The sequence below is a fragment of the Mucilaginibacter sp. JRF genome (genome assembly GCF_015223065.1).
GTDB lineage: Bacteria > Bacteroidota > Bacteroidia > Sphingobacteriales > Sphingobacteriaceae > Mucilaginibacter.
This window is the reverse complement of the sequence record NZ_JADFBY010000002.1, coordinates 539045-561418: the sequence shown is the minus strand read 5'-3', so window position 1 is coordinate 561418 and position 22374 is coordinate 539045. Positions and strand designations below refer to the sequence as shown.

Below are 22374 nucleotides of genomic sequence, written 5' to 3'. Positions count from 1 at the left end.
GACCGCATTTGCGCAGGCAAAAATTGCTTTTATGCTCTGTCAACCCCTTTTTATCACTATTTCCGGATTGTTTGCCCGCGGTAAAATTTCAGGTTGCACGTTTATTGTTGTTAAACACGAAGTTTTTGCTTCACCCTAAAATACATTACAATTTTGAAAAAATTTGGACGCATCGCCCTTAAAACCCTCCTTTGGATAATTGCAAGTGTTATATTTTTAATACTGCTTGTAGTTATTTTGATACAGGTACCCGCTGTACAAAACTTCGCCAAAAATAAAGCGGTAACTTTTTTACAAAATAAAATAGGCACCAAAGTAGCGATAGGTCATTTGTCGTTAGGCTTGCCAAAGCTTATTGTTTTGGAGGATGTATATTTTGAGGATCAGAAACGTGATACCCTGATAGCGGGCGATAAGCTAAAGGTAGATATCAGCCTGTTTAAATTGTTGGACAATACCGTTGAAATAAACGAGATAAACCTGCAAGGCATAACCGCCAACATTAGCCGTGGCCCCGATAGCCTTTTCAACTTTGATTATATAATGAAGGCTTTTGCCGGTGAGCAAAAAAAGGAGGTAAAGCCTACAGATACCACATCAACCATGAAGTTTGCCATAGGCGATATCATCCTCGACCGTATCAACATAAAATACAAGGATGCCACCACGGGTAACGACATTAAATTCCTGTTAGGCCACTTTGATACCCGCATTAAGGATTTTGACTTGGATAAGATGAAGTTCGGCATCCCGAAGATAAACCTATCGGGCATTAACGCTACCATTATACAAACACCAATGGGCAGCAGTGTGGCCCAAACCGCGGCAACCGATACCGCAGCCACCGAGCCGCTAAATATGGAGCTTGACCTGGGCGAGGTAGACATATCAAAAGTAAAGGTTGATTACCGCAGCGGCGAAATGGCCGCCAAGGTTGACCTGGGTAAACTGCTGGTAGCTATGGATAAGATAGACCTGAAGAAACAACAGGTAGGCATAGCCAACATCACCTTAGATCAAACCAACGCTACCGTAACCTTTGCCAAACCGCAAACCGTAGCCAAGGCTGCCGAAAAAGCGGCTAAAACGGTTGATACACTGGTATCATCACCTGCACAATCAGCATGGGCGGTAACTCTAAAGAAATTCACCATCACCAATAACAATATTAAGTTTGATAACAATGCGCAAAAGCCGCTTAAGGCAGGTTTAGACCCGGCGCACATGTTCATCAAAAACCTGAATGTTGATATCGAGAATGTATCATACAATCCTGATAGTTCATCGGGCCGCATCAATGCTGTTACCTTTAACGAGAAAAGCGGCTTCGCCCTTAAAAAATTCAATACCGACTTTTTTTACGGACCAAAAAGCGCTTACCTGAAAGACCTGCTGGTAGAAACGCCGAATACCGTGCTGCAAAAATCAGTTGAGGTTAGCTATCCATCTATTGATGCCCTGAGCAAGGATATAGGCTCATTGGGTGTTAATGCCAACCTGGATGGCAGCCGCCTGGGTATGAAGGATGTTACCCTGCTGATGCCTGCCATGGCTACCATGCCGCAAATGCGCAACCTGAGCAATGCCGTGTTCCGCATAAATGGTAAGATAGATGGCAAGGTGAGCGACCTGCACATTCGTGACTTAGAATTGCTGGGCTTTGGCACCACCCGCATCCGTGCCTCGGCAGATATGCGTGGCCTGCCCGATATGAACAAGGCCTACTTTAATGTAAACCTGAAAGAATTTAATACCAGCCGTGCCGACATATACAAACTGGCATCGGCAGGTATGATACCGCCTACGGTGAGCATACCGGCCAACATCAACCTTAAGGGTACCTTTAAAGGTAGCATGACAGATTTTGATACCAAAATGGCGCTCCGCTCAAGTTATGGCGCGGTTGATCTGACCGCCAATATGCGCGGCGGCAAACGTAAGGGCAAAGAAAAATATTCGGCCAATATAAGGGCGGTTAACCTGAATGTGGGAGCGCTTACCAAACAGCCGCAAATGGTGGGCATGGTAAGTATGTCGGCCAATATAAAAGGCGTAAGTCTCGACCCTAAACGTGCCAGCCTAAGCTTTAACGGCAATGTAGCCAAGGCTTATGTAAAGGGTTACAACTATCAAAACCTGGTAATGGAAGGCAGCGCCAGCAACGGCAGCTACGTAGCCAAAGCTTACATGAAGGACCCGAACATCAACTTTAACCTTGATGCTACGGCCAACATGAACAAAAAATATCCATCGGTAAATGCTACGCTTTTGGTTGATAGCATCAACATGCAAAACCTGAAGCTGACTAAAGACCCGATGCGTTTTCACGGCAAGCTGGTGGCTGATGTACCTACCGCCGACCCGGATTACCTGAATGCCGATATTATGCTGACCGATATGGTGCTGATACAAAAAGCGCAACGCATTCAGCTGGATACGGTAAGCCTTAAATCTACCGCTACGGCAGACAGCAGTTCATTGTGGCTTAAAACACCGATGCTTACCGCGCACATGGGCGGCAAGTACACCCTAACCGGCATTGCCCCTGCCATGCAGGACATGATAGCTAAATACTTTAACGCGGCATTAGCCACCGGCGCCAAGCCCGCGCCAAAGGTTAAATACCCGCCGCAGCAATTTAAATTTGACATGCGCTTTGTTAAAACGCCGCTGATAGAGCAGTTCGCGCCTGATTTAAAAACGCTTGACCCGGTATTGATTAACGGTAGTTTTAACAGTACAAGCGGCGAGCTATTGGTTAAGGGCACCATGCCTAAAATTGTTTACGGCGAACAGATAGTGAACAACATGGCCTTAGACATTAACACTGCCGACAGCGCGCTGAACTACAAACTATCTGTTGATGAGGTGAAGGTGTCGCCATCTATTGATATTTTGTACACCACCATATCGGGAAACCTGAAAAATGATAAACTGTTCACCAGCCTGCAAGTACGCGACCACGATAAAAAGGAACGCTACCGCATAGCCGGTACTTTGAGCGTGCTGCCACAACAATATCAGTTCAGTTTTGTGCAGGATGGCTTGTTGCTGGATTATATGCCTTGGGCTGTTAATGCCGATAACGCCTTGAGCTTTGGCAACAAGGGCATACTGGCGCACAACTTTACCATAACCAATACCAACCAGGTGCTAAGCGTTAACAGTAACCCGCAGCAGCCTAATTCGCCTATTGATGTGCAGTTCCGCAACTTTAAGATAGAAACCCTGACCAAGATGGCTCAGCAGGATTCGCTACAGGTGGGCGGTACCATTAATGGCGATGCCAACATCAGCAACTTCCAGGCATCACCGGTATTTACCGCCGCCATCAACGTTAACGATTTTAACTTTAAAGGCGATACCGTGGGCAACATAGCCCTTAAGGTTGACAACCAAACCGCCAATGCCTATGCCGCCAATGTTAGCATTACGGGCAAAGGTAATCAGGTTAATCTGAGCGGCTTGTACTATACCGCGCCTGATAGCCGTATGGATATGACGCTGAACATTGTGAAGCTGGATATGAAAAGCATACAGGGCTTTAGCTTTGGCGCTATACGTAACTCCACCGGTGATATTACCGGCTCACTAAAAATAACGGGCACCCCAACGGCACCGGCAGTACGCGGCGATATCAACTTTAATAAGGTTGGCTTCAATGTATCGATGCTTAACTCCTACTTCCGTATGCCGCAGGAGAGCATCACCTTTAATGAGCAAGGCATCCGCTTTAATGATTTTACCCTGGTTGATTCAACCGGGAACAAGGCCGTGGTATCGGGTAGTGTTTATACCAAGACCTATACCGACTTCGCTTTCGGCATGAATATTAATGCCGATAACTTCAGGGTGATCAACTCTACACAGGCAGATAACAAACTATTTTGGGGTAAACTATACATTGATACTGATGTGAAGATACGCGGCGACATGAACTCGCCTGTGGTTGATGCTACCCTCACCGTGAACGAAAAAACCGACATGACCTTTGTACTGCCAACCGCCGACCCAAGCGTTGAGGATCGCGAAGGCGTAGTTGAGTTTATTGATAAGGACGCGCCAAAACTCGACTCCATATTGCTGGCCCGTCAGCTGGATTCACTCCGTAAATCTGACGTTACGGGTATGGACGTATCGGCAACTATCAACGTACATAAAAACGCCAACTTTAACATAGTAGTTGATGAGCGCAGTGGCGATATGGTGAAAGACCTGCGCGGCGAAGCCAGTTTGAATGGCGGTATCGATCCAAGCGGTAAGATCAACCTTACCGGTAGTTACACGGTAAATCATGGTTCGTACAACTTATCGTTCGCTACGGTTAAACGCCAGTTCCTGTTCAAGAGCGGCAGTACCATACAATGGACTGGCGACCCAACCAGCGCTAATATTGACCTGACGGCCATCTATGTTGCCAATGTACCACCAGTTGATTTGATCGCCAGCCAAAGCGATGCGCAAACACTGGTAATGGCCAAGCAAAAGCTACCGTTCAATGTTAATTTGAACCTTAAAAATGAGCTTTTAAAACCAAACATCAGCTTTGATATTATTTTGCCCGACAGCAATTACTCCATGCCGCAAACTGTACTCACTACTGTTGAGAACAAGCTGGCACAGGTAAGGCAAGACCCTAACGAGCTTAATAAACAGGTATTAGGCGTATTGATACTCGGCCACTTTATAGGCGATAACCCGCTGCAAAGCCAGGGTGGTGGCGGCGGTGTTGAGGGCGCCATCCGTAACAGCGTAAGCGGCCTGCTTACCGATCAGTTGAATAACCTTGCAGGTGGGTTGGTATCAGGTGTTGATCTTGATTTTGGTTTATCATCCGGCGAGGACTACTCATCCGGTACGGCAACAAACCGAACCGATCTGAACGTAGGTGTATCCAAACGGTTCCTGAGCGACAGGCTCACGGTATCGGTAGGTAATAACTTTAACCTGGAGGGTGCACAGGCCGGGCAAAAAACCACCAATATTGCCGGTAACGTGTCGGTTAATTATAAGCTGAGCCGTGATGGTCGCTACACCTTAAGGGCTTACCGTAAGGATGAATTTGTGGTGATACAGGGTCAGATAGTTGAAACCGGCTTAGGCTTTACCCTCACTATGGATTACAATCGCTTTAGCGAGATATTCCACAAACGCACCGAAGAAGAAAAAGCCATGCGTCGTAAATACCGTCAGGAAGAAAAACGCAAAAAAGAGGAAGAAGACAAACGCAACCAGGCTCTTGAACTTAAGGATGAGCAGCAACAACAGCAACAAGAACAAAAGAAAGAGCAACCTACAAACTAAACTCATGATAAAACACATAAAATATATTTTAGTACTGTGCATATTTTTAAGCGCCTGTAGTAACACCAAATACCTGCAACCGGGGCAAAAGCTGTATACCGGCGGCAAGGTTAAAATAGTGGATAACGACAGCCTTAAAAAAAGCGACCGCAAAGCTTTGGAGGCCGACCTTACCCCTATGTTGCGCCCAAAGCCAAATTCATCATTATTAGGTTTAAGGTTTAAGCTCTACATCTATAATAAAACCCGTACTAACAAAACCAAGGGCTTTAAGCACTGGCTTAACACCAAGTTTGGCGAGCCGCCTGTATTGGCCAGCCAGGTTAATCTTGAAAAAAACAGCCAAATATTGCAAAACCGCCTGCAAAACAAAAGCTATTTCCAGGCAACGGTAAGCGGCGATACCATCAGTAAAAACAAAACCGCCAGTGCTGAATATACTGTTAGTACCGGCCCGGCATACAAAATTCGCAGTGTAACCTTCCCGAAAGGTAATGAGAGCCTTGATACCGCCATTGCGGGCACAGCCGGCGAAACACTGCTTAAACCGGGCGAAAAATACGATCTGGATATTATCAAGAACGAGCGTTTGCGCATTGATGCCAAGCTGAAAGAAAAAGGTTTTTTCTATTTCGCCCCGGAGGATATCATTATGCGGATAGACAGCACGGTGAACAATCACCAGGTTGATATTTTTGTGGCTATTAAGCCTGAGGTTAATGACCGCGACCGCCGTATATATACCATTAACAAGCTGTATGTATATCCAAACTATTCGCTTACTGATACAGCCCTGCACCTGGACGACGCGGTATCATACCGTTGGTATAACGTGGTAGACAGGAGGAAAACCATTCGCCCGTTCGCGTTTAAAAATACCGTGTTGATGCAGCCGGGTAATGTGTACAATCGTACCCAGCATAATAATTCGCTTAACCGCTTTGTGAACCTGGGGCCTTACAAATTTGTAAAGAACAGGTTTGAGCCTGCCGCAGGCGATTCATCAAAACTTGATGCATATTACTTTTTAACCCCCTACCCTAAAAAGTCTATTCAGTTAGATCTGCTTGGTCGTACCAACTCGGCCAACTTTACGGGTACCCAAATAAACTTGAACTGGAAACACCGCAACGCCTTTAAGGGTGCCGAGTTGTTAACCATGCGTTTATTCGGAAGTTCGGATGTGCAGTTCTCCGGCCAGGGTGGTGGCTTTAACGTGTACCAGGTGGGTGGTGAAATGAAGCTGACCTGGCCAAGGTTCATCGCCCCGATAAACATACGGTCGGATAACGCGTACATACCGCATACTAACCTTACTTTGGGTTATACGCTTATTAACCGTACTAATCTGTATACCCTTAACTCCTTCAACGGGTCATTCGGGTACGACTGGAAACAAAACGTACACAGAAGCCATGAGCTGAACATCCTGAACATCAATTTTGTTAATCCGGCTAACGTAACTCAGCTATATCGTGATAGTATTGCCCGCACTAATAACCCGGCCCTGCAACACGTTATTGACAGACAATTTACCTTTGGCCCAAGCTATGGCTACACATTTACTAATACTACCGAGGAATATCGTACCAATACTTTGTTCTACAACGGTCGTATAAGTTCATCGGCAGTGCTAACCGGTTTAATTTCGGGTGCTGATACATTGGCTGGTAATGTTAAAAACCTGTTTGGCACGCCATTCAATCAATACGTAAAGATTGAGAACGACCTGCGCTTTTACCATAAAACAGGCCAAAACAGTTCGATAGCTACACGTTTGATGGTTGGTGTGGGTGTACCATTCGGCAACTCAACGGTGATGCCTTATAGCCAGCAATTCTTTATAGGCGGCTCAAACAGCTTACGTGGTTTCCGGGCACGTTCAATTGGCCCGGGTACTTACTATGCCGGTCGCCCCGAAGATGGTGGTTTCCTGCCCGATCAGGCCGGTGATATACGTATTGAAGGTAACGTTGAATGGCGACCAAAACTGTTCAGCATAGTACGTGGTGCCGTATTTGTTGATGCCGGTAACATTTGGCTTATGCGCGACAACGGTGCTCAACCCGGTGCCACATTCGGCAAAGACTTTTATAAAGAACTGGCCGTGGATGCCGGTATAGGTTTACGTTTTGATGTAACAGTACTGGTGCTGCGTACCGATCTTGGCTTCCCTATCCGCAAACCGTGGCTGCCTGAAGGCCAGCGCTGGGTGATTGACAAGATAGACTTTGGCAGCAGCGCCTGGAGGCACGAGAACCTGGTGTTCAACCTGGCTATCGGTTATCCGTTTTAATCAGTTTGCGGTGAGCAGTTAACAGTTTGCTGTTAACAGTTTGCGATGGGCAGTTTGCATGCTGATCATCTTTAATTAAAATATAACCATTATAACATTTACAAAAGGCTATGTAGCGATACATGGCCTTTTGTGTTTTTGTCATCTTCCAAATCGTGCTAACATTAGGGCATATTGTGCGCATGGTTATTTAACTCAATAAGGCACTTTGTGCGTTATATATACATAAACAAATAAATAAAGTCATGTCGTTATTATTAAATAAAGTAGCCCTGGTTACCGGTGCCGGTTCGGGCATTGGTAAAGCGGTTGCACTAAAATATGCCGCCGAAGGTGCAAAGGTTGTTGTGAGCGATATTGTAGAGGATGCCGGCAATACTACCGTTAACGAAATTAAAGCCGCCGGTGGCGAAGCCATCTTCATTAAAGCTGATACCTCAACCGCCGAAGCTAACAAGCAATTAGTTGAGCAGATACTACAACATTACGGCGCGCTGCACATAACCTGCAACAACGCGGGTATAGGTGGCCCCCTATCGCAAATTGGCGATTACCCTGTTGATGGCTGGGATAAAGTGATCGCCATCAACCTGTCGGGTGTGTTTTATGGCATGCGTTACCAGATACCGGCGTTGCTGCAATCAGGTGGCGGCTCTATCATCAATATGGCATCCATATTAGGGCAGGCAGGTACTGCCAACTCAGGCGCTTATGTAGCTGCTAAACATGGTGTAGTTGGTGTTACCAAAACCGCCGCTATTGAATACGCACAACAAGGCATCCGCGTAAACTCGGTAGGCCCGGGCTACATCAAAACCCCGCTGGTTGAACGCAGCCTTGACCAGGACGCCTTAGACGCACTGGTTGGCCTGCACCCTATCGGTCGTTTAGGTACGCCTGATGAAGTAGCTGAGCTTGTGGTGTGGCTAAGTTCAGACAAGGCATCATTTGTAACCGGCGCCTACTACAATGTAGATGGTGGTTACCTGGCACGCTAATAATTTTTTCAAATATCAGGAGTAAACGCCCTGAGCCAACTGAGGGATCGATAGTAAAATGTCGGTCCTTTTTTTTGTTACGATCTATTTCAGTAACTACTAAATTTTGTCATTTCGAACGAGGTACGAGGAGAAATCTGTCGCTTAGTTATCGAACGCCTACAGATTTCTCCTCCGTCGAAATGACAAAAACAATAATGAGTGTAAATAAAAAGAGCGTCGGCCTGGCAGAAAACCGGGCCAGGGAGTATGGCCTTGCGGGCGGAAGGTTTTTTCTGCCTTGACTTTTAGTTACTTTGTGTCTAAGACAAAGTAACTGGGCTCTGCGCCCAAGAGCAGACTGACGATGGCAAAAGCACAACCACTGATTAAAGTACCTTCACTGCTCATGAGCACAAGGATGTACTTTATTTATCGTTAGTGGTTGTCACTTTCTTTTTTGCAGAAAAAAGAAAGTAACCAAAGAAAAACTGCCGGCTACGCCCTGCCCGGTGAAAGTTCCTACTTTGGTAAGACTTGTGCTACTCCGGGCATTTCTGATGCCGGTTGGTGAGGTTATTTAAGGTTTGTGCATTTGCAAAATTCACTCACTTGCGAGGTTCTTCTTTAAGACCCTCACATTCCCCTAAAATTACCATATTTGCAGCATGAGCAAACTTTGGCAAAAAACAACCAACGTTAACCAGTTAGTAGAAGATTTTACCGTAGGTCGCGACCGTGAGTTCGACAGGCAGATGGCGGCTTTTGATGTGCTTGGCTCGCTGGCACATACCCGCATGTTGCAAAGTATTGACCTGATGAGCGCCGGGGACCTTGATCTGGTGCAAGCCGAACTAAAAAACATCTACAAGGAAATAGCCAACGGCGATTTTGTTATTGAAGATAATGTAGAGGACGTACACTCGCAGGTGGAACTGCTGCTTACCCGCCGCATTGGCGAGGCCGGTAAAAAAATTCACAGCGGTCGTTCACGTAACGATCAGGTTTTGGTTGACCTGAAACTGTTTTTTCGCCACGAGTTGCAGCAGGTGGTTACCGAAACCGAGAACCTGTTTAAACAACTCATTGAACTAAGCGAAAAACATAAGGATGTTTTACTGCCGGGTTATACCCACTTACAGGTGGCCATGCCATCATCATTCGGCCTGTGGTTTGGCGCTTATGCCGAAAGTTTGGCCGATGACCTGGAGTTGGTATTAGCCGCTTACAAGATCACCAACAAAAACCCCCTGGGTTCGGCGGCGGGTTATGGCTCATCGTTCCCGCTTAACCGTACGCTTACCACGCAGTTGCTGGGTTTTGAGCGTTTAAATTATAATGTGGTTTACGCCCAAATGGGCCGTGGTAAAACCGAGCGCATTATCGCGCAGGCGCTATCGTCTATCTCGGCTACACTGGCTAAAATGGCTATGGATCAGTGCCTGTACCTGAGCCAGAATTTCGCCTTTGTAAGCTACCCCGAAAACCTGACCACCGGCAGCAGTATTATGCCGCACAAAAAAAATCCGGATGTGTGGGAGATCATGCGTGGTAAATGTAACCGCCTGCAAGCCCTGCCTAATGATGTAGCCATGATGACCACCAACCTGCCATCGGGCTATCACCGTGAGTTACAGCTATTAAAAGAGCTATTGTTCCCTGCGTTTACCGAGCTGAAGAATTGCCTGCACATGGCCACCTTTATGCTGCAAAACATCGAGGTAAAAACCAATATACTGGATGATGCCAAATACGCTTACCTGTTCAGCGTTGAAGAAGTGAACAAACAGGTGCTTAACGGCGTGCCATTCCGCGATGCTTACAAGCAGGTGGGTTTAGCCATTGAGCAAGGCAACTTTAACCCCGAAAAAACAGTGAACCACACCCACGAGGGCAGCATTGGCAACCTGGGTAATGAGCATATCACGGCGACGTTCAACGAATTGCTCTCAAACTTTAAGTTTGATAAGGTTGAACAGGCTGTAAATAAATTGGTTGAATAAAATGAACTGGTTAATATTGATCATTGCCGGCCTGTGCGAAGTGGGTTTTACTACCTGTTTGGGTAAGGCTAAAGAAGCTTCGGGCAGTTTGTATTGGTGGTGGATAGGCGGCTTCCTGTTTTTCCTGACGGTGAGTATGTTGTTGTTATACAAGGCTACCCAAACTTTGCCGCTGGGTACGGCTTATGCCGTATGGACAGGTATTGGCGCTGTGGGTACGGTGATCATCGGTATTATATTTTTTAGGGAGCCGGCCAGCTTTTGGCGCTTATTTTTTATAGCTACGCTGATAAGTTCAATTGTGGGGCTTAAATTTGTATCATCACACTAAGGTTATGGCAGGTATTCCAACATTCAGGCTCACCAGCGAGGGCGGCGGCAGCAACGGCCAGCGCCGTGAGGATATTTATCCCGGTTTAGAGGTGGATATCATCCTGAAAAAAGATCAGCGCAGCGGCAAACGCACACGCGGCATTGTCGAAAAATTACTTACCAGCGCCGCCTTTCACTCGCGTGGTATAAAGGTAAGGCTGGAGGATGGGCAGGTTGGCCGGGTAGCTGAAATAATCGGCGACTAAAATTCATCATCAACACATATAATATTTGCCGTTGTTTATCCATATTTGATATATGAGCGGCATCCCATCCAAACTGCGTACACCCAAGGGTTTCTTTCTGCGTATTGATTCGCATTACCGCCTGCTGTTTTCGCTGCTGGTGGCCGGTGGGGCATTCTTTATTTTTAAGGGCGAGTCGGTACCCGCTACCATACTAACCACGTGGATAGGTTTTGCCCTAAGCGTTATCATACTGGAATGGGTGGTATTTTTCGGTGCCCATCCGCGTGAGATACGCAAGATAGCCAGTATTGAAGATTCAAGCCGAACGCTCATATTCATCATCACGCTTTGCTCGGCACTGATCAGTCTGTCGGCTATTTACATCCTGCTCAAATCAACCAAAGGTCATTCAGACGAGGAAGTTGCCGCCCACGTGTTCCTGGCCCTGGGTGCGGTGATCACCTCGTGGTGGCTGGTGCATACCATTTTCACCATGCGTTATGCCCATGTTTATTATGATATTAAGGAGAAAGACCATACCCACGGCCTGCAATTCCCGGATGAGGAACTGCCCGATTACATCGACTTTGTATACTTCTCCTTCGTTATCGGGATGACGTTCCAGGTATCTGATGTTGAAATATCCTCGCGCCGCATACGTCGTTTAGCACTGGTGCACAGCCTGGTATCATTCGTATTCAATACCGCTATTGTTGCCCTCAGCATCAACATAGTTTCGGGCCTGGTATCAAACTAAAAAAGCCAACCCTTTCGGACTGGCTTTCAGTATATGCGTTTTAGTTCGCTGCTTACATTTTAGCTAAGGTAGCTTTCAAGGTTTTAACGGCTTCACTTTGGTTTTTTGATGCCGCGAATATCTCTTGCGATGTAGCTTTGGCACCATAAAAATTAGCTATTGATGTTTTATCGATAGCCAGGTTTGATCCGTTGATGCTTATACCGGCAAACAAGCCTTTGCTACGCGAGTATGAGTATATCTCGGCATCAAGCTCATGGTCGGTACTGGCAGTTGAGCTACGCCCAACCGGACCGGCCGTTGCCGATACATCGCCACCTATGGTAAAATCGCCGTTCTTAACTTTGGTAAGTACACCTTTGCTCTTGAATACCAATACCAGGTCTACCGATTGTACACCTATCTGGAAACCAATGCTACCACCGGTAAGGGTAATGAATACCGGGTCGCTCCAGCTGCCATCGGCCAGTTTTACCATGGCTACGCCTTTTCCGCGTTTGCCGCCAATGCCAAAACCGGCGTTTATCATTTTAGGTATTACTACCAGGCCCTGGTATTCCTGCAAAAGCTCGTGCGGTATGCTCTCCTTCATGTTGGTAAAGGCGGTTAATACCTCGGTTGATTTGGTTATTCTTTCAGTTTCCTTGCCTGCATCAGCGGCTGATGTCAGTATAAAAAACACGCTTAACAAAAGCGGGAGTTTTAAAAATTTTAGCGTTTTCATAAGTCCTTCAAATTCTTTATATCATCTATGTATTTAGCTGCAATGTTACAACCATTAACTATATAGCTTGTTTACTAAACGTGCATTTTACTTTAATATGATAGGCATAGGGTATGCTTAATTTGCATGGCCGGGCAATTAATTATCTTTGCAGCGATGAACAAACCGGGTAAAGAGCAAGTATTTTCAATAACCAACGAGGCTGAGTTTAACCGTACCGCGCTTGAGGTGTTCAACTATCAGGCTGAGCATAACATTGTTTACAAGGAGTTTCTAAGCGGATTGAATGTTGATGCCGCCTCGGTAACGGAGGTAAGTAACATCCCTTTTTTGCCTGTTGAATTCTTTAAATCGCAGGCGGTAGTTACCTCGCACGACGATATTGAGCTAACCTTTACCAGCTCGGGCACTACAGGCATGATCACCAGTCGCCACCACGTAACCGATGTAAGCTGGTATGTGGATAGCTTTCGCAAGGCGTTCAGTTTATTTTATGGCGATATAAGGGATTATACGGTGCTGGCCTTGCTGCCATCATACCTGGAACGTGAGGGATCATCACTCATTTATATGGCCGATGATCTGATCAAGCAATCTAATAATCCCGATAGCGGTTTTTACTTGTATAATCATGCCGACCTGTTTCATCAGCTTAAAAAACAACAGGAGCTAAAAAAGCCTACCTTGCTATTGGGCGTAACCTTTGCCTTGCTGAACTTTATTGAGCTGTACCCCATGAATTTCCCCGAACTGATAGTGATGGAAACCGGGGGAATGAAAGGCCGCCGTAAGGAAATGATACGCGAGGAATTACATACCACACTTTGCAAGGGCTTTGGTGTGAGTTCGATACATTCGGAGTATGGCATGACGGAGTTGCTGTCGCAAGCCTACTCCAAAGGCGAGGGTATATTTAACTGCCCGCCCTGGATGCGCATCATCACCCGCGACCCTAACGACCCATTGAGTTTAATAGGTACCGGACAAACCGGCGGCGTTAATATTATCGATCTGGCCAACATCAATTCATGCTCATTCATTGCCACTCAGGATCTGGGTAAAGTTTATGCCGATAGCTCGTTCGAGATACTGGGGCGCTTTGATAATTCGGATATTCGCGGCTGTAATTTGCTGATAGCCTAAACTTAATTTGCAGCTATCAGTATTTTGCTATTTTTGCGTTAAAGCCTAATAGCTAAACATATGATAGAGAAATTTCTAAACGATCAGCAAGATGCAGCTGCCGTTGAAAAAGTATATACCCGCCTTGTCGACTTACTTACAACCGGCGAGGAGATATTATACATAGCCGTACAAAAAAAGCCGCTGGTAAATTTATTTCCGGATTGTATAGCGCTTACTAACAAGCGTGTGCTTTTCTTTACCCCGGCCAACCTTGGTCTTTCCATTAAATTTATTGATTTTGTTTGGAAGGACATTGTTGACGTACATACCAAAGAAGAAATTATTGGCGCCGTATTCACTGTGAAAACGGTTAACGGTGCCGAAATGGGTGTTGATTACCTGCCAAAAGTGCAAGCCCGCAAGCTTTACCAATATTCGCAGGAGCGTAAAGAGGCTGAGCGTGAAGCCCGCCGCCTACGCGAACTGGAAGAAAAACGTGCCGAATCGGGCGCGGTAATGATCGATAGTCCAGGTCATGTGGCTATACAGCCGCCAGCACCTGCACCGGTTGCCGCCCCTGAGCCTGCCCCTATTCCTGAACCTGTTAAGGAAGAACCGGTAGCCAAGCCTGATGAGCTGACCGAAAAGCTGAAAAAATTAAAAATGCTTTTTGATAACAGCCTCATCTCGCAGGAAGAATACAACCAAAAGAAACTGGAATTATTAAAGGATCTGTAAGCAGATCGCGCAGCTAAGGCCGGTGTAGGTATGAAGCATATTTATTTGTTGATAATTGTATTATACTTTAGCCCGGCCTTAGCTCAACAAAAGCTGCCTGTTATAAAGGCTACCTCAAAAAGCGTTACCATTAAGGATGGTGACTTTTTGGATAAGAATGCCTGGAACCTCTCGCCTAAAATAAGGCCCGACGTTTACACGGCCGACAGAACCCGCGAAATCAAATGGGTTACCTTTTATACCGATATTGATTCTATCAGGGTGAAAGTTAAGCCTGGTACACGGTTCAACTTTGTGGTTTTGCTTAACGGTACCGATTCATGCTATACTCAAATAGCCAGCGCCATTCCGCCAAAAAAAAAGCAATTAACAGCAACAACTGATACCATCCCTTTTGAGCTCACTGCATTTAACGCCATTAAGGTTAAATGTTTAATAAACGGCACTGATACTATTAACGTCCATTTTGATGTAGGCTCGTTTGACTTTAGGATCACGCGGGATGCCATGCTCAAAAAAACGCAGCTACTTGCAGGGCAGCGCGATGCCGCCAAGCCCGATTTCAGCAAGGCTGAGAAGATCAGTAAAATACAAATGGGTAACATGGTATGGACCGATCCGGAGGTTGCCACTACTCTACAAACCGCCCACGAAATGGATGGCCGTTTTGGCTGGAACCTGTTTGAAGGTAAAGTGGTTGAAGTGAATTATGATAAACATCTGTTGCTTATCCATCCAAAATTACCCGCTTATTTAACCGGGTACGATAAGTTGAAGCTGAAATTCATCCGCTCGTTTGTTTGTGTTGGCGGTACTTTCCTGATAAACGGCAAGCGCTATGCCGGTGATTTTTTAATGGATACAGGCTCAGACAGGGCTATGATATTAGATAGCGGCTGGATAAGCCGCAATAATTTCCCTCAGAATTTAAAAGTGGCCAAACTGCTGGAGGCAACTGATCCGCGAGGGAACAAATATCCGGTTAAAACGGTGTTTACTCCTGTATACCAATTAGGCAAATTTAGGCTTGATAATGTGCCGGCACTCATGTTAACCGGTAAAAACCCGGTGGGTTTTGAAATGAATTACTTAGGTAATGATCTGCTTAAGCGCTTTAACCTGGTGTTTGATTTTCAGCACGATCTGCTGTATCTGAAGCCCAACACGCTGATAACTTCAGATTACAGGAGCTAAGGCCTTACAGCAGCCTGTCATCAAACCTGAATGGGGCTACATTCACAATTCGGGCCTTGTCCATATCCGCATGGCGTGGGTTTATCAGGTAATTAAATTCGGCAGGTACTACAATTGATGGTACGGCCATTATTAAATACTCTTGCTTTTTCAGGAAGGCATCGCCCATTTGCCGTGTCAGGGTCGATACCGATATATCATCATGCCAGTTATCCGGCAGGGTTTGGGCGTCAATATGCAGTATGCTGTCGCCGGGTATTTCGATCTCTACCAGGCAGTAATTATCGGGCACTAATAAAGGCGGTAAATGCACCAGCACTTCAAGTACGGCTAATGATCGGGATGAGGCGGTGTACAGCATCGGTCGGCCTTCGCTGTTCCAGCGGCCACCGTATAGGCGGGCGCCGGTTCCGGCAAGGTCGCGGCCGTAATCGCAACTGGTAATACGGTATACTATCATGCAGGTTTACGCGAATATGCCGTGCTCAATGCGGCCAAGTTCACGAAATACCATATCAAAGCCTGCCGAGGTATCAAGTAAAGATACCGGAGCCTCGCCTTTAAATATGTACGATGGCATTTTTATCCATTGTTTGAATTTATCGGCAGAGCCAAAAACCTCCTCGCCACGTTTGTACAGGCGAGCAAGCTCAACGGCCTTTTCGGCGTATTCCTTTTTGATGATGGCATCATCCTCGTAGCGTTGCAGGGTACGCTCAGAGATGTGCAGTATATTGGCAAGATCCTGAATGCTGAGCGATATTTTTTTGGCAAGGCTAAGCAACACGTGCTTCGGGAAGCCCTGCCTTGCCAAAGTGACTACATCAAACTCGGTATTAAATTTTAATGATTTGCTGCTACCCAATAGGTTGTAATATGGGGTAGGCGATGGCATGTAGGCTACCATCGGCTCATTCAATTCATTTTTGGTATCTTTTTTCATCTTGACCGACATTTATACAAATGTACATACAAAATGTCGGTTTTGATTTCATCTATCCAACAATTATTAAAAAATAATTTTTCTTGCCTTTTTGTGCTACAAGGTATTTGCCGTTTATCAGGTTATCGGCGTTAAAAATATCATCGGGTGTAGCTATTTTATTTTTATTTACTGATACGCCACCACCTTGAATCATTTTTTTGGCTTCGCCTTTTGAAGGGAATACCGCGGTTTTACCTGCTAATAGCTCGGTAGCGTTAATGCCTTCTTGTAGTTCTGCTAACGATATGTTGAAGTTAGGTACACCTTCAAAAATACCTTTTACTTCGGCGTCGGTCAGTTCGCTTAAAAACTCAATGCCTACGTTACCAAACAGAAAATCAGATGATTTAATGGCTTTTTCGTAAGCGGCCTCGCCATGCACACGTATGGTGATATCTTTTGCCAGAGCTTTTTGCAATACACGCAGGTGAGGCGCGGCATCATGCTCGGCGTCAAGGGCTTCAATGGTTTCCCTGTCTAACAAGGTAAATATGCGGATATAGCTTTTGGCATCGGCATCGGTGCTGTTAAGCCAAAATTGGTAAAATTGGTATGGCGATGTACGTTCAGGATCAAGCCAAACCGCGCCGCTTTCGGTTTTACCGAATTTGGTACCATCGGCTTTTTTGATAAGCTGCGTAGTTAAGGCAAATGCCGAACCGGCATCCTTACGGCGTATAAATTCGGTACCGGTAACTATGTTACCCCATTGGTCGCTGCCGCCCATTTGTAAAACGCAGTTATGGTTTTTCCATAAATGGTAAAAGTCATAACCTTGCAGCAGTTGGTATGAAAATTCAGTAAATGATAAGCCCGAACCATCTTCAAGGCGTTTCTTTACCGAATCTTTCGACATCATGTAGTTAACCGTAATGTGTTTACCTACATCGCGTATAAATTCTAAAAAGCCGAAGTTCTTGAACCAGTCATAGTTATTCACCATTATGGCGCTGTTATCGCCGGTAAAGTCCAAAAAGTTTTCCAGTTGGGCTTTTATGCCCGCTACGTTTTTTTGCAGTGTGCTTTCGTCGAGCAGGTTACGCTCCTGGCTTTTAAAGCTTGGGTCGCCTATCATGCCGGTAGCGCCGCCTACTAAGGCATAAGGCTTATGGCCTGCCTTTTGGAAATGCGTCAGCGTCATGATCTGGGTAAGGTGGCCCACGTGCAGCGAATCGGCGGTAGGGTCAAAACCAATATAGCCCGAAGCCATACCTTTATTCAGTTCTTCCTCAGTTCCGGGCATGATATCATGCAGCATGCCACGCCAGCGTAATTCTTCAACAAAGTTCATTGTACTTGATTTTCAAAAGCTGCAAAGATAAAATAATAACATTATTGCCACCGTTCTCATTAAAAATTAGTAAATTGGGATGATCGCGTAAAATTTAATTCAAACGCCACCTATGAATTTTTTGTCGCATTACTATTACGAGCGTGATAACACAAACTGCTATTTTGTGTTGGGCACTGTATTGCCCGATCTGCTCAAGAATGCTGATAAAAATGTAGTACTCCACCCCGAACGACTGGAACACCCCGACCCGCGGGTGAGCGCCCTGATAGCCGGATGGAAAAAACACCTTGAGGTTGACCGCCACTTTCACTCTGCTGAATTTTTCCTGGAACACTCACATGCGCTTAAACTTGAACTGGGCCCGGTTATTAAAGGCACACAGGTAAAACCCTTTTTTTTAGGCCATATAGCTATTGAGTTATTGTTGGATAGCCTGCTGATAACCACCGGCGAGGTTGCCCCTGATGAATTTTACGATCACCTGAATGCCTGCCAGGATGATATAATAACTGAGTTTTTGCGCTTTAGCGGCATGGATGACCCTGAAATTTTTTTGAGTTTCTTTGCCCATTTTAAGCGTGACCGTTACCTGCATACCTATGCCGAAACCCACCATATAGCCTATGCGCTTAAACGTATATGTATGCGTGTGTGGCCTACGCCTTTTACACCCGCGCAGGAGGCGGCTATTGACGCGGTGCTGATAACCTATCGCCAAAAGATAGTCAATAATTACATAGATGTATTTGATGTTGTAGGCGAGGGATTAGCATCTGATACCGAGAAAATGATGTGATGTTGATAAAAACTCCCTTAAAATCAACATTTAACATTAAATAAATTTTTTTGTACCGAAAATATATCTGTACCTTTGCAGTCCCAATTTATAATTGGGAAAAGGAGAAAAATTATTTAATGGCAAAAAAACAAGAAGCAGAAAAAGAATTAAAAGCGAAGCAAGCTGAACTTGATTCAGTAAATGCCTCTGCGCAAAAAGAAACAATTGAATCAGAAGCTGATTCATTTTCTATTGACGACATCAAACTTCAACTGGCAACCCCATCGGCAGATTTTGACTGGGATGCTGATGACAAAAAATTCGGTAACTACAATGACGAAGAGCGCCAAAAGCTTGAGCAATTGTACGATGGTACATTCAGCTCAATCACCAAAGGCGAAATCATTACAGGTACTGTAGTTAACATTAACAGCAAAGATGTTGTGTTAAACGTAGGGTTCAAGTCTGACGGTTTAGTGTCGGCTTCTGAATTCCGTGATATGCCTGACCTTAAAGTAGGCGATAAAGTTGAAGTTTTTGTTGAATCGCAGGAAGATGCTAACGGTCAGTTAGTACTTTCACGCAAACGTGCAAAAACACAACAATCATGGGAGCGCATTAATGCTGCTTTAGATAACGATGAAATCATCACCGGTTTTGTTAAGAGCCGTACCAAAGGTGGTTTAATTGTTGATATAATGGGCGTTGAAGCCTTCTTACCAGGTTCACAAATCGATATCAAACCAATCCGTGATTACGATGTGTACGTTGGTAAAACTATGGAATTCAAAGTTGTTAAAATCAACCACGAATTCAAAAACGTTGTGGTATCTCACAAAGTTCTTATCGAGGACGATCTGGAGAACCAAAAAACTGAGATTGTTGCACGCCTTGAAAAAGGCCAGGTATTGGAAGGTACCGTTAAAAACATTACTGACTTCGGTGTATTCATCGACCTTGGTGGCGTTGACGGCTTACTGCACATTACCGATATATCATGGGGCCGTATCGAGCATCCGCGTGAAGTACTTGCGCTTGATCAAAAGATCAACGTTGTTGTACTTGACTTTGATGACGAGAAAAAACGTATCGCCCTTGGCTTAAAACAACTTACCCCACACCCTTGGCAAAACCTTGATGAAACCATCCAGGTTGGTTCAAAAGTTAAAGGTAAAATTGTTACCGTTGCTGATTACGGCGCATTCCTTGAAATCACCCCTGGTGTTGAAGGTTTGATCCACGTATCAGAAATGTCATGGTCACAAAACCTGCGTAACCCACAAGAATTCCTTAAAGTAAGCGACGAGGTTGAAGCTCAGGTTCTTACTTTAGACCGCGAGGAGCGCAAAATGTCATTAGGTATTAAGCAACTAACGCCTGATCCATGGCAACAAGCTGCCGAGAAATACGCTGTTGGTACTCAACACGTAGCTACAGTTAAAAACATGACCAACTTTGGTGTGTTTGTTGAACTGGAAGACGGCATCGACGGTTTGATTCACATCTCTGACCTTTCTTGGTCTAAGAAAGTAAATCACCCTAACGAGTTTACTAAAGTTGGCGAGAAACTGAACGTTGTAGTTCTGGAGCTTGATACCGACAACCGTAAACTGAGCTTAGGCCACAAACAACTTGAAGAAAACCCTTGGGATACTTTCGAAACCGTATTCACTATCGACTCGATACATGAAGGTACAGTATTGAAAGTAACTGACAAAGGTGCTATCGTAGCTTTACCTTACGGTGTTGAAGGCTTTGCGCCAACCAAACACCTGGTTAAAGAGGACGGTACAAGCGTTAAGGCTGACGAAACTGCTGAATTCAAGATCATTGAGTTTAACAAAGAGAACAAACGCATCGTTATCTCTCACTCACGTATCTGGGAAGAAGCACGCGCCGAAGCACGCGTTCAAGACTTTGAGAACCGCAAAAAAGAAGCTAAAGCTGCCAGCAATGCTGTGAAAAAAGTGAAAGATTCAGTTGAGAAATCTACTTTAGGTGATCTTAGCGTACTTGCACAATTGAAACAACAGATGGAAGGTGCTGAAAGCGAAGCACGCAAATCTCAAGAAGAATCAAAATAAGCATTAAGTAAATTAATTCTTCATAGCAAAGCCGCTGTACCAAGGTACAGCGGCTTTTTTGTTGCCTGTGTGGTATTGTCTGCCGCGTGTCATTACAGGGGTAATAGCTGAGCGGGATTAAACTATCGCCTACAGGCATCGTCATACTTATACAAACAACGATAGAATACTTGATATGAAAAGATTGATGATAATGATAGCATTTGTGGCCGGGATAGGCATGGTGGCAAACGCGCAAACACAGGTAAAACCTCATAAAACAGCGCAGCAAAAAGCGGAGCTGTTAAGTAAAAAAATGCAGGATCAGCTGGCCTTGAACCAGGAGCAATCAACCAAGGTACATGCCATATTGTTAAAGCAGGCCACCCGTGTTGATAGTTTAAAGGCTGCCAATACCGATACAGGTAAAAAACATGGTAACCGCAAAGCTATGAAAGCTATAATGCAAACAACTGATCAGCAAATATCAGCAGTGCTGAATGCCGATCAGGCTAAAAAATATAACCAGCTTAAGGCCGAGAAGATTGAAAAGATGAAAGCGAGAAAAGCCGATAAAGCTGGTAAAGTGCAAGGTTGATTTGATGTGGTAGATTGATTATGTTTAGTGAGAAAGAGAGCGGGCGAAAGCCCGCTTTCTGTTTTATATCAGGTTGTGTACAAAAGTATAGTTTAACAGTTGGGGTACATTTACGCTATCCACCTGTTTCCATTCATTCAGCTCATCTAAAAATTCAGGTTTGGGCAATCCCGATGTTTCGGCTGCTTTAGTGTAAAAATTTGCCTTTTGCGGATGCTGCGGCGAGCAGGCATTGAATGTATGCCCGAAAGCTTTTTTATCTAATATCACCTGGCTCAAACCAATGCAATCATCCAGGTGGATCATGTTCACCGGCGCTTGTCCGTTAGGTATATCCTTTTTACCGGCAAAAAATCTACCCGCGTTACGTTCCGGTCCAAATAGGCCGCCAAAACGAATGATGGTGGTATCAAACTGGGTTTGCGCTTTCAATAATTCCTCTACTGCTAACAACACCTTTCCCGATTCTGTTGTCGGGCCGGGGAAATCAAGTTCGGTAACTACCTTATTGTTATCGCCATAAACCCCGGTTGAACTGATGTAGATTACATGTTTTACAGGGCTTGCATTAACAGTATTCACAATTTGCTGTATCCGTGCGGGATACTCGTGCGCGCCGCCGCTTTTTACCTTTGGTGGTATGGAGATGAAAAGCACATCGGTGTTAAAAAAATCAGCATCGGATTCGGTGCCTTCGGTATCAAAGTTTATTAAATATGGTTTGATGCCGTTAGCCTCTATCGTGGTCATTTTATTTGCCGAGGTAGTTGATCCCTTAACCTCAAAGCCCTTGCTTGCTAATAACCGCCCCAATGCAAGCCCGTACCAGCCGCAGCCCAAAATACTTATGCTGTAATTATTGCTCATTGTTGCCAAAACTACTAAACATTCTATAACACACTGGTAATGACCATCAATTATTGGGAATTAATTTAACCGCACGTTAAATTATGAACATTTAAATGAAAGTTTATTTTT

Annotated in this window: 18 protein-coding genes; 13 read left to right on the top strand and 5 right to left on the bottom strand. The window is 45.1% G+C overall.

All coding sequences use genetic code 11. The annotated features are described in order from the left end of the window. Positions 1–153: 153 nt before the first annotated feature. From IM792_RS07910 to IM792_RS07880, 7 genes are all read left to right on the top strand, one after another. Positions 154–5304, top strand: a complete 5151-nt coding sequence (locus IM792_RS07910; RefSeq protein WP_194101284.1) for a translocation/assembly module TamB domain-containing protein — start codon at positions 154–156, stop codon at positions 5302–5304. A gap of 4 nt (positions 5305–5308) precedes the next feature. Further along, positions 5309–7600: a BamA/TamA family outer membrane protein gene (locus tag IM792_RS07905; protein ID WP_194101283.1), complete on the top strand. Its 2292-nt coding sequence runs from the start codon at positions 5309–5311 to the stop codon at positions 7598–7600. Between the two features lie 245 nt (positions 7601–7845). Continuing rightward, on the top strand, positions 7846–8598 hold the full coding sequence (locus IM792_RS07900; RefSeq protein WP_194101282.1) for a glucose 1-dehydrogenase: 753 nt from the start codon (positions 7846–7848) through the stop codon (positions 8596–8598). A 647-nt stretch (positions 8599–9245) separates the two neighbouring features. Then, positions 9246–10580: an argininosuccinate lyase gene (gene argH, locus IM792_RS07895; RefSeq protein ID WP_194101281.1), complete on the top strand. Its 1335-nt coding sequence runs from the start codon at positions 9246–9248 to the stop codon at positions 10578–10580. A 1-nt stretch (position 10581) separates the two neighbouring features. Continuing rightward, entirely contained in the window at positions 10582–10911 is a 330-nt protein-coding gene (locus IM792_RS07890; protein WP_194101280.1) for a multidrug efflux SMR transporter, read from the top strand. Positions 10912–10915: 4 nt separating this feature from the next. Then, positions 10916–11158, top strand: a complete 243-nt coding sequence (locus IM792_RS07885) for a YwbE family protein (protein ID WP_194101279.1) — start codon at positions 10916–10918, stop codon at positions 11156–11158. Between the two features lie 52 nt (positions 11159–11210). Further along, complete coding sequence (locus IM792_RS07880; protein WP_194101278.1) at positions 11211–11897, top strand: DUF1345 domain-containing protein; 687 nt, start codon at positions 11211–11213, stop codon at positions 11895–11897. A 52-nt stretch (positions 11898–11949) separates the two neighbouring features. Here IM792_RS07880 and IM792_RS07875 read toward each other — a convergent pair whose 3' ends face one another. Continuing rightward, positions 11950–12621 carry a lipid-binding SYLF domain-containing protein gene (locus IM792_RS07875; RefSeq protein WP_194101277.1) on the bottom strand — a complete coding sequence of 224 codons (672 nt, stop codon included), beginning with the start codon at positions 12619–12621 and terminating at the stop codon, positions 11950–11952. A gap of 156 nt (positions 12622–12777) precedes the next feature. Between IM792_RS07875 and IM792_RS07870 the strand changes: the two genes are divergently transcribed. The 3 genes from IM792_RS07870 to IM792_RS07860 are packed head-to-tail and all read left to right on the top strand — an operon-like array spanning position 12778 to position 15678. After that, complete coding sequence (locus IM792_RS07870) at positions 12778–13764, top strand: acyl transferase (protein ID WP_194101276.1); 987 nt, start codon at positions 12778–12780, stop codon at positions 13762–13764. A gap of 60 nt (positions 13765–13824) precedes the next feature. After that, positions 13825–14484: a PH domain-containing protein gene (locus IM792_RS07865; protein WP_194101275.1), complete on the top strand. Its 660-nt coding sequence runs from the start codon at positions 13825–13827 to the stop codon at positions 14482–14484. A 30-nt stretch (positions 14485–14514) separates the two neighbouring features. Next, on the top strand, positions 14515–15678 hold the full coding sequence (locus tag IM792_RS07860) for a hypothetical protein (RefSeq protein WP_194101274.1): 1164 nt from the start codon (positions 14515–14517) through the stop codon (positions 15676–15678). Positions 15679–15682: 4 nt separating this feature from the next. Here IM792_RS07860 and IM792_RS07855 read toward each other — a convergent pair whose 3' ends face one another. The 3 genes from IM792_RS07855 to tyrS are packed head-to-tail and all read right to left on the bottom strand — an operon-like array spanning position 15683 to position 17954. Then, a complete protein-coding gene (locus IM792_RS07855) occupies positions 15683–16138 on the bottom strand; it encodes an RES family NAD+ phosphorylase (protein WP_194101273.1) in 456 nt (151 codons plus the stop codon). Between the two features lie 6 nt (positions 16139–16144). Next, positions 16145–16621 carry an antitoxin Xre/MbcA/ParS toxin-binding domain-containing protein gene (locus IM792_RS07850; protein WP_228084983.1) on the bottom strand — a complete coding sequence of 159 codons (477 nt, stop codon included), beginning with the start codon at positions 16619–16621 and terminating at the stop codon, positions 16145–16147. Positions 16622–16673: 52 nt separating this feature from the next. Beyond that, positions 16674–17954 carry a tyrosine--tRNA ligase gene (tyrS, locus tag IM792_RS07845; RefSeq protein ID WP_194101271.1) on the bottom strand — a complete coding sequence of 427 codons (1281 nt, stop codon included), beginning with the start codon at positions 17952–17954 and terminating at the stop codon, positions 16674–16676. A gap of 112 nt (positions 17955–18066) precedes the next feature. Between tyrS and IM792_RS07840 the strand changes: the two genes are divergently transcribed. From IM792_RS07840 to IM792_RS07830, 3 genes are all read left to right on the top strand, one after another. Then, a complete protein-coding gene (locus IM792_RS07840) occupies positions 18067–18753 on the top strand; it encodes a hypothetical protein (protein ID WP_194101270.1) in 687 nt (228 codons plus the stop codon). A gap of 119 nt (positions 18754–18872) precedes the next feature. After that, a complete protein-coding gene (gene rpsA, locus IM792_RS07835; protein ID WP_194101269.1) occupies positions 18873–20819 on the top strand; it encodes a 30S ribosomal protein S1 in 1947 nt (648 codons plus the stop codon). 175 nt (positions 20820–20994) lie between these two features. Beyond that, entirely contained in the window at positions 20995–21396 is a 402-nt protein-coding gene (locus IM792_RS07830; RefSeq protein ID WP_194101268.1) for a hypothetical protein, read from the top strand. A gap of 63 nt (positions 21397–21459) precedes the next feature. Here the strand turns inward: IM792_RS07830 and IM792_RS07825 are convergent, their stop codons facing one another. After that, positions 21460–22263 (bottom strand): SDR family oxidoreductase, encoded by an 804-nt coding sequence (locus IM792_RS07825; protein ID WP_194101267.1) that lies wholly within the window; start codon positions 22261–22263, stop codon positions 21460–21462. Between the last annotated feature and the right edge of the window lie 111 nt (positions 22264–22374).

Coding starts and splice junctions, on each gene's coding strand:
- IM792_RS07905 (WP_194101283.1), top strand. CDS start 5,309: ATGATAAAACACATAAAATATATTTTAGTACTGTGCATATTTTTAAGC.
- IM792_RS07900 (WP_194101282.1), top strand. CDS start 7,846: ATGTCGTTATTATTAAATAAAGTAGCCCTGGTTACCGGTGCCGGTTCG.
- argH (WP_194101281.1), top strand. CDS start 9,246: ATGAGCAAACTTTGGCAAAAAACAACCAACGTTAACCAGTTAGTAGAA.
- IM792_RS07890 (WP_194101280.1), top strand. CDS start 10,582: ATGAACTGGTTAATATTGATCATTGCCGGCCTGTGCGAAGTGGGTTTT.
- IM792_RS07885 (WP_194101279.1), top strand. CDS start 10,916: ATGGCAGGTATTCCAACATTCAGGCTCACCAGCGAGGGCGGCGGCAGC.
- IM792_RS07880 (WP_194101278.1), top strand. CDS start 11,211: ATGAGCGGCATCCCATCCAAACTGCGTACACCCAAGGGTTTCTTTCTG.
- IM792_RS07875 (WP_194101277.1), bottom strand. CDS start 12,621: ATGAAAACGCTAAAATTTTTAAAACTCCCGCTTTTGTTAAGCGTGTTT.
- IM792_RS07870 (WP_194101276.1), top strand. CDS start 12,778: ATGAACAAACCGGGTAAAGAGCAAGTATTTTCAATAACCAACGAGGCT.
- IM792_RS07865 (WP_194101275.1), top strand. CDS start 13,825: ATGATAGAGAAATTTCTAAACGATCAGCAAGATGCAGCTGCCGTTGAA.
- IM792_RS07860 (WP_194101274.1), top strand. CDS start 14,515: ATGAAGCATATTTATTTGTTGATAATTGTATTATACTTTAGCCCGGCC.
- IM792_RS07855 (WP_194101273.1), bottom strand. CDS start 16,138: ATGATAGTATACCGTATTACCAGTTGCGATTACGGCCGCGACCTTGCC.
- IM792_RS07850 (WP_228084983.1), bottom strand. CDS start 16,621: ATGAAAAAAGATACCAAAAATGAATTGAATGAGCCGATGGTAGCCTAC.
- tyrS (WP_194101271.1), bottom strand. CDS start 17,954: ATGAACTTTGTTGAAGAATTACGCTGGCGTGGCATGCTGCATGATATC.
- IM792_RS07840 (WP_194101270.1), top strand. CDS start 18,067: ATGAATTTTTTGTCGCATTACTATTACGAGCGTGATAACACAAACTGC.
- rpsA (WP_194101269.1), top strand. CDS start 18,873: ATGGCAAAAAAACAAGAAGCAGAAAAAGAATTAAAAGCGAAGCAAGCT.
- IM792_RS07830 (WP_194101268.1), top strand. CDS start 20,995: ATGAAAAGATTGATGATAATGATAGCATTTGTGGCCGGGATAGGCATG.
- IM792_RS07825 (WP_194101267.1), bottom strand. CDS start 22,263: ATGAGCAATAATTACAGCATAAGTATTTTGGGCTGCGGCTGGTACGGG.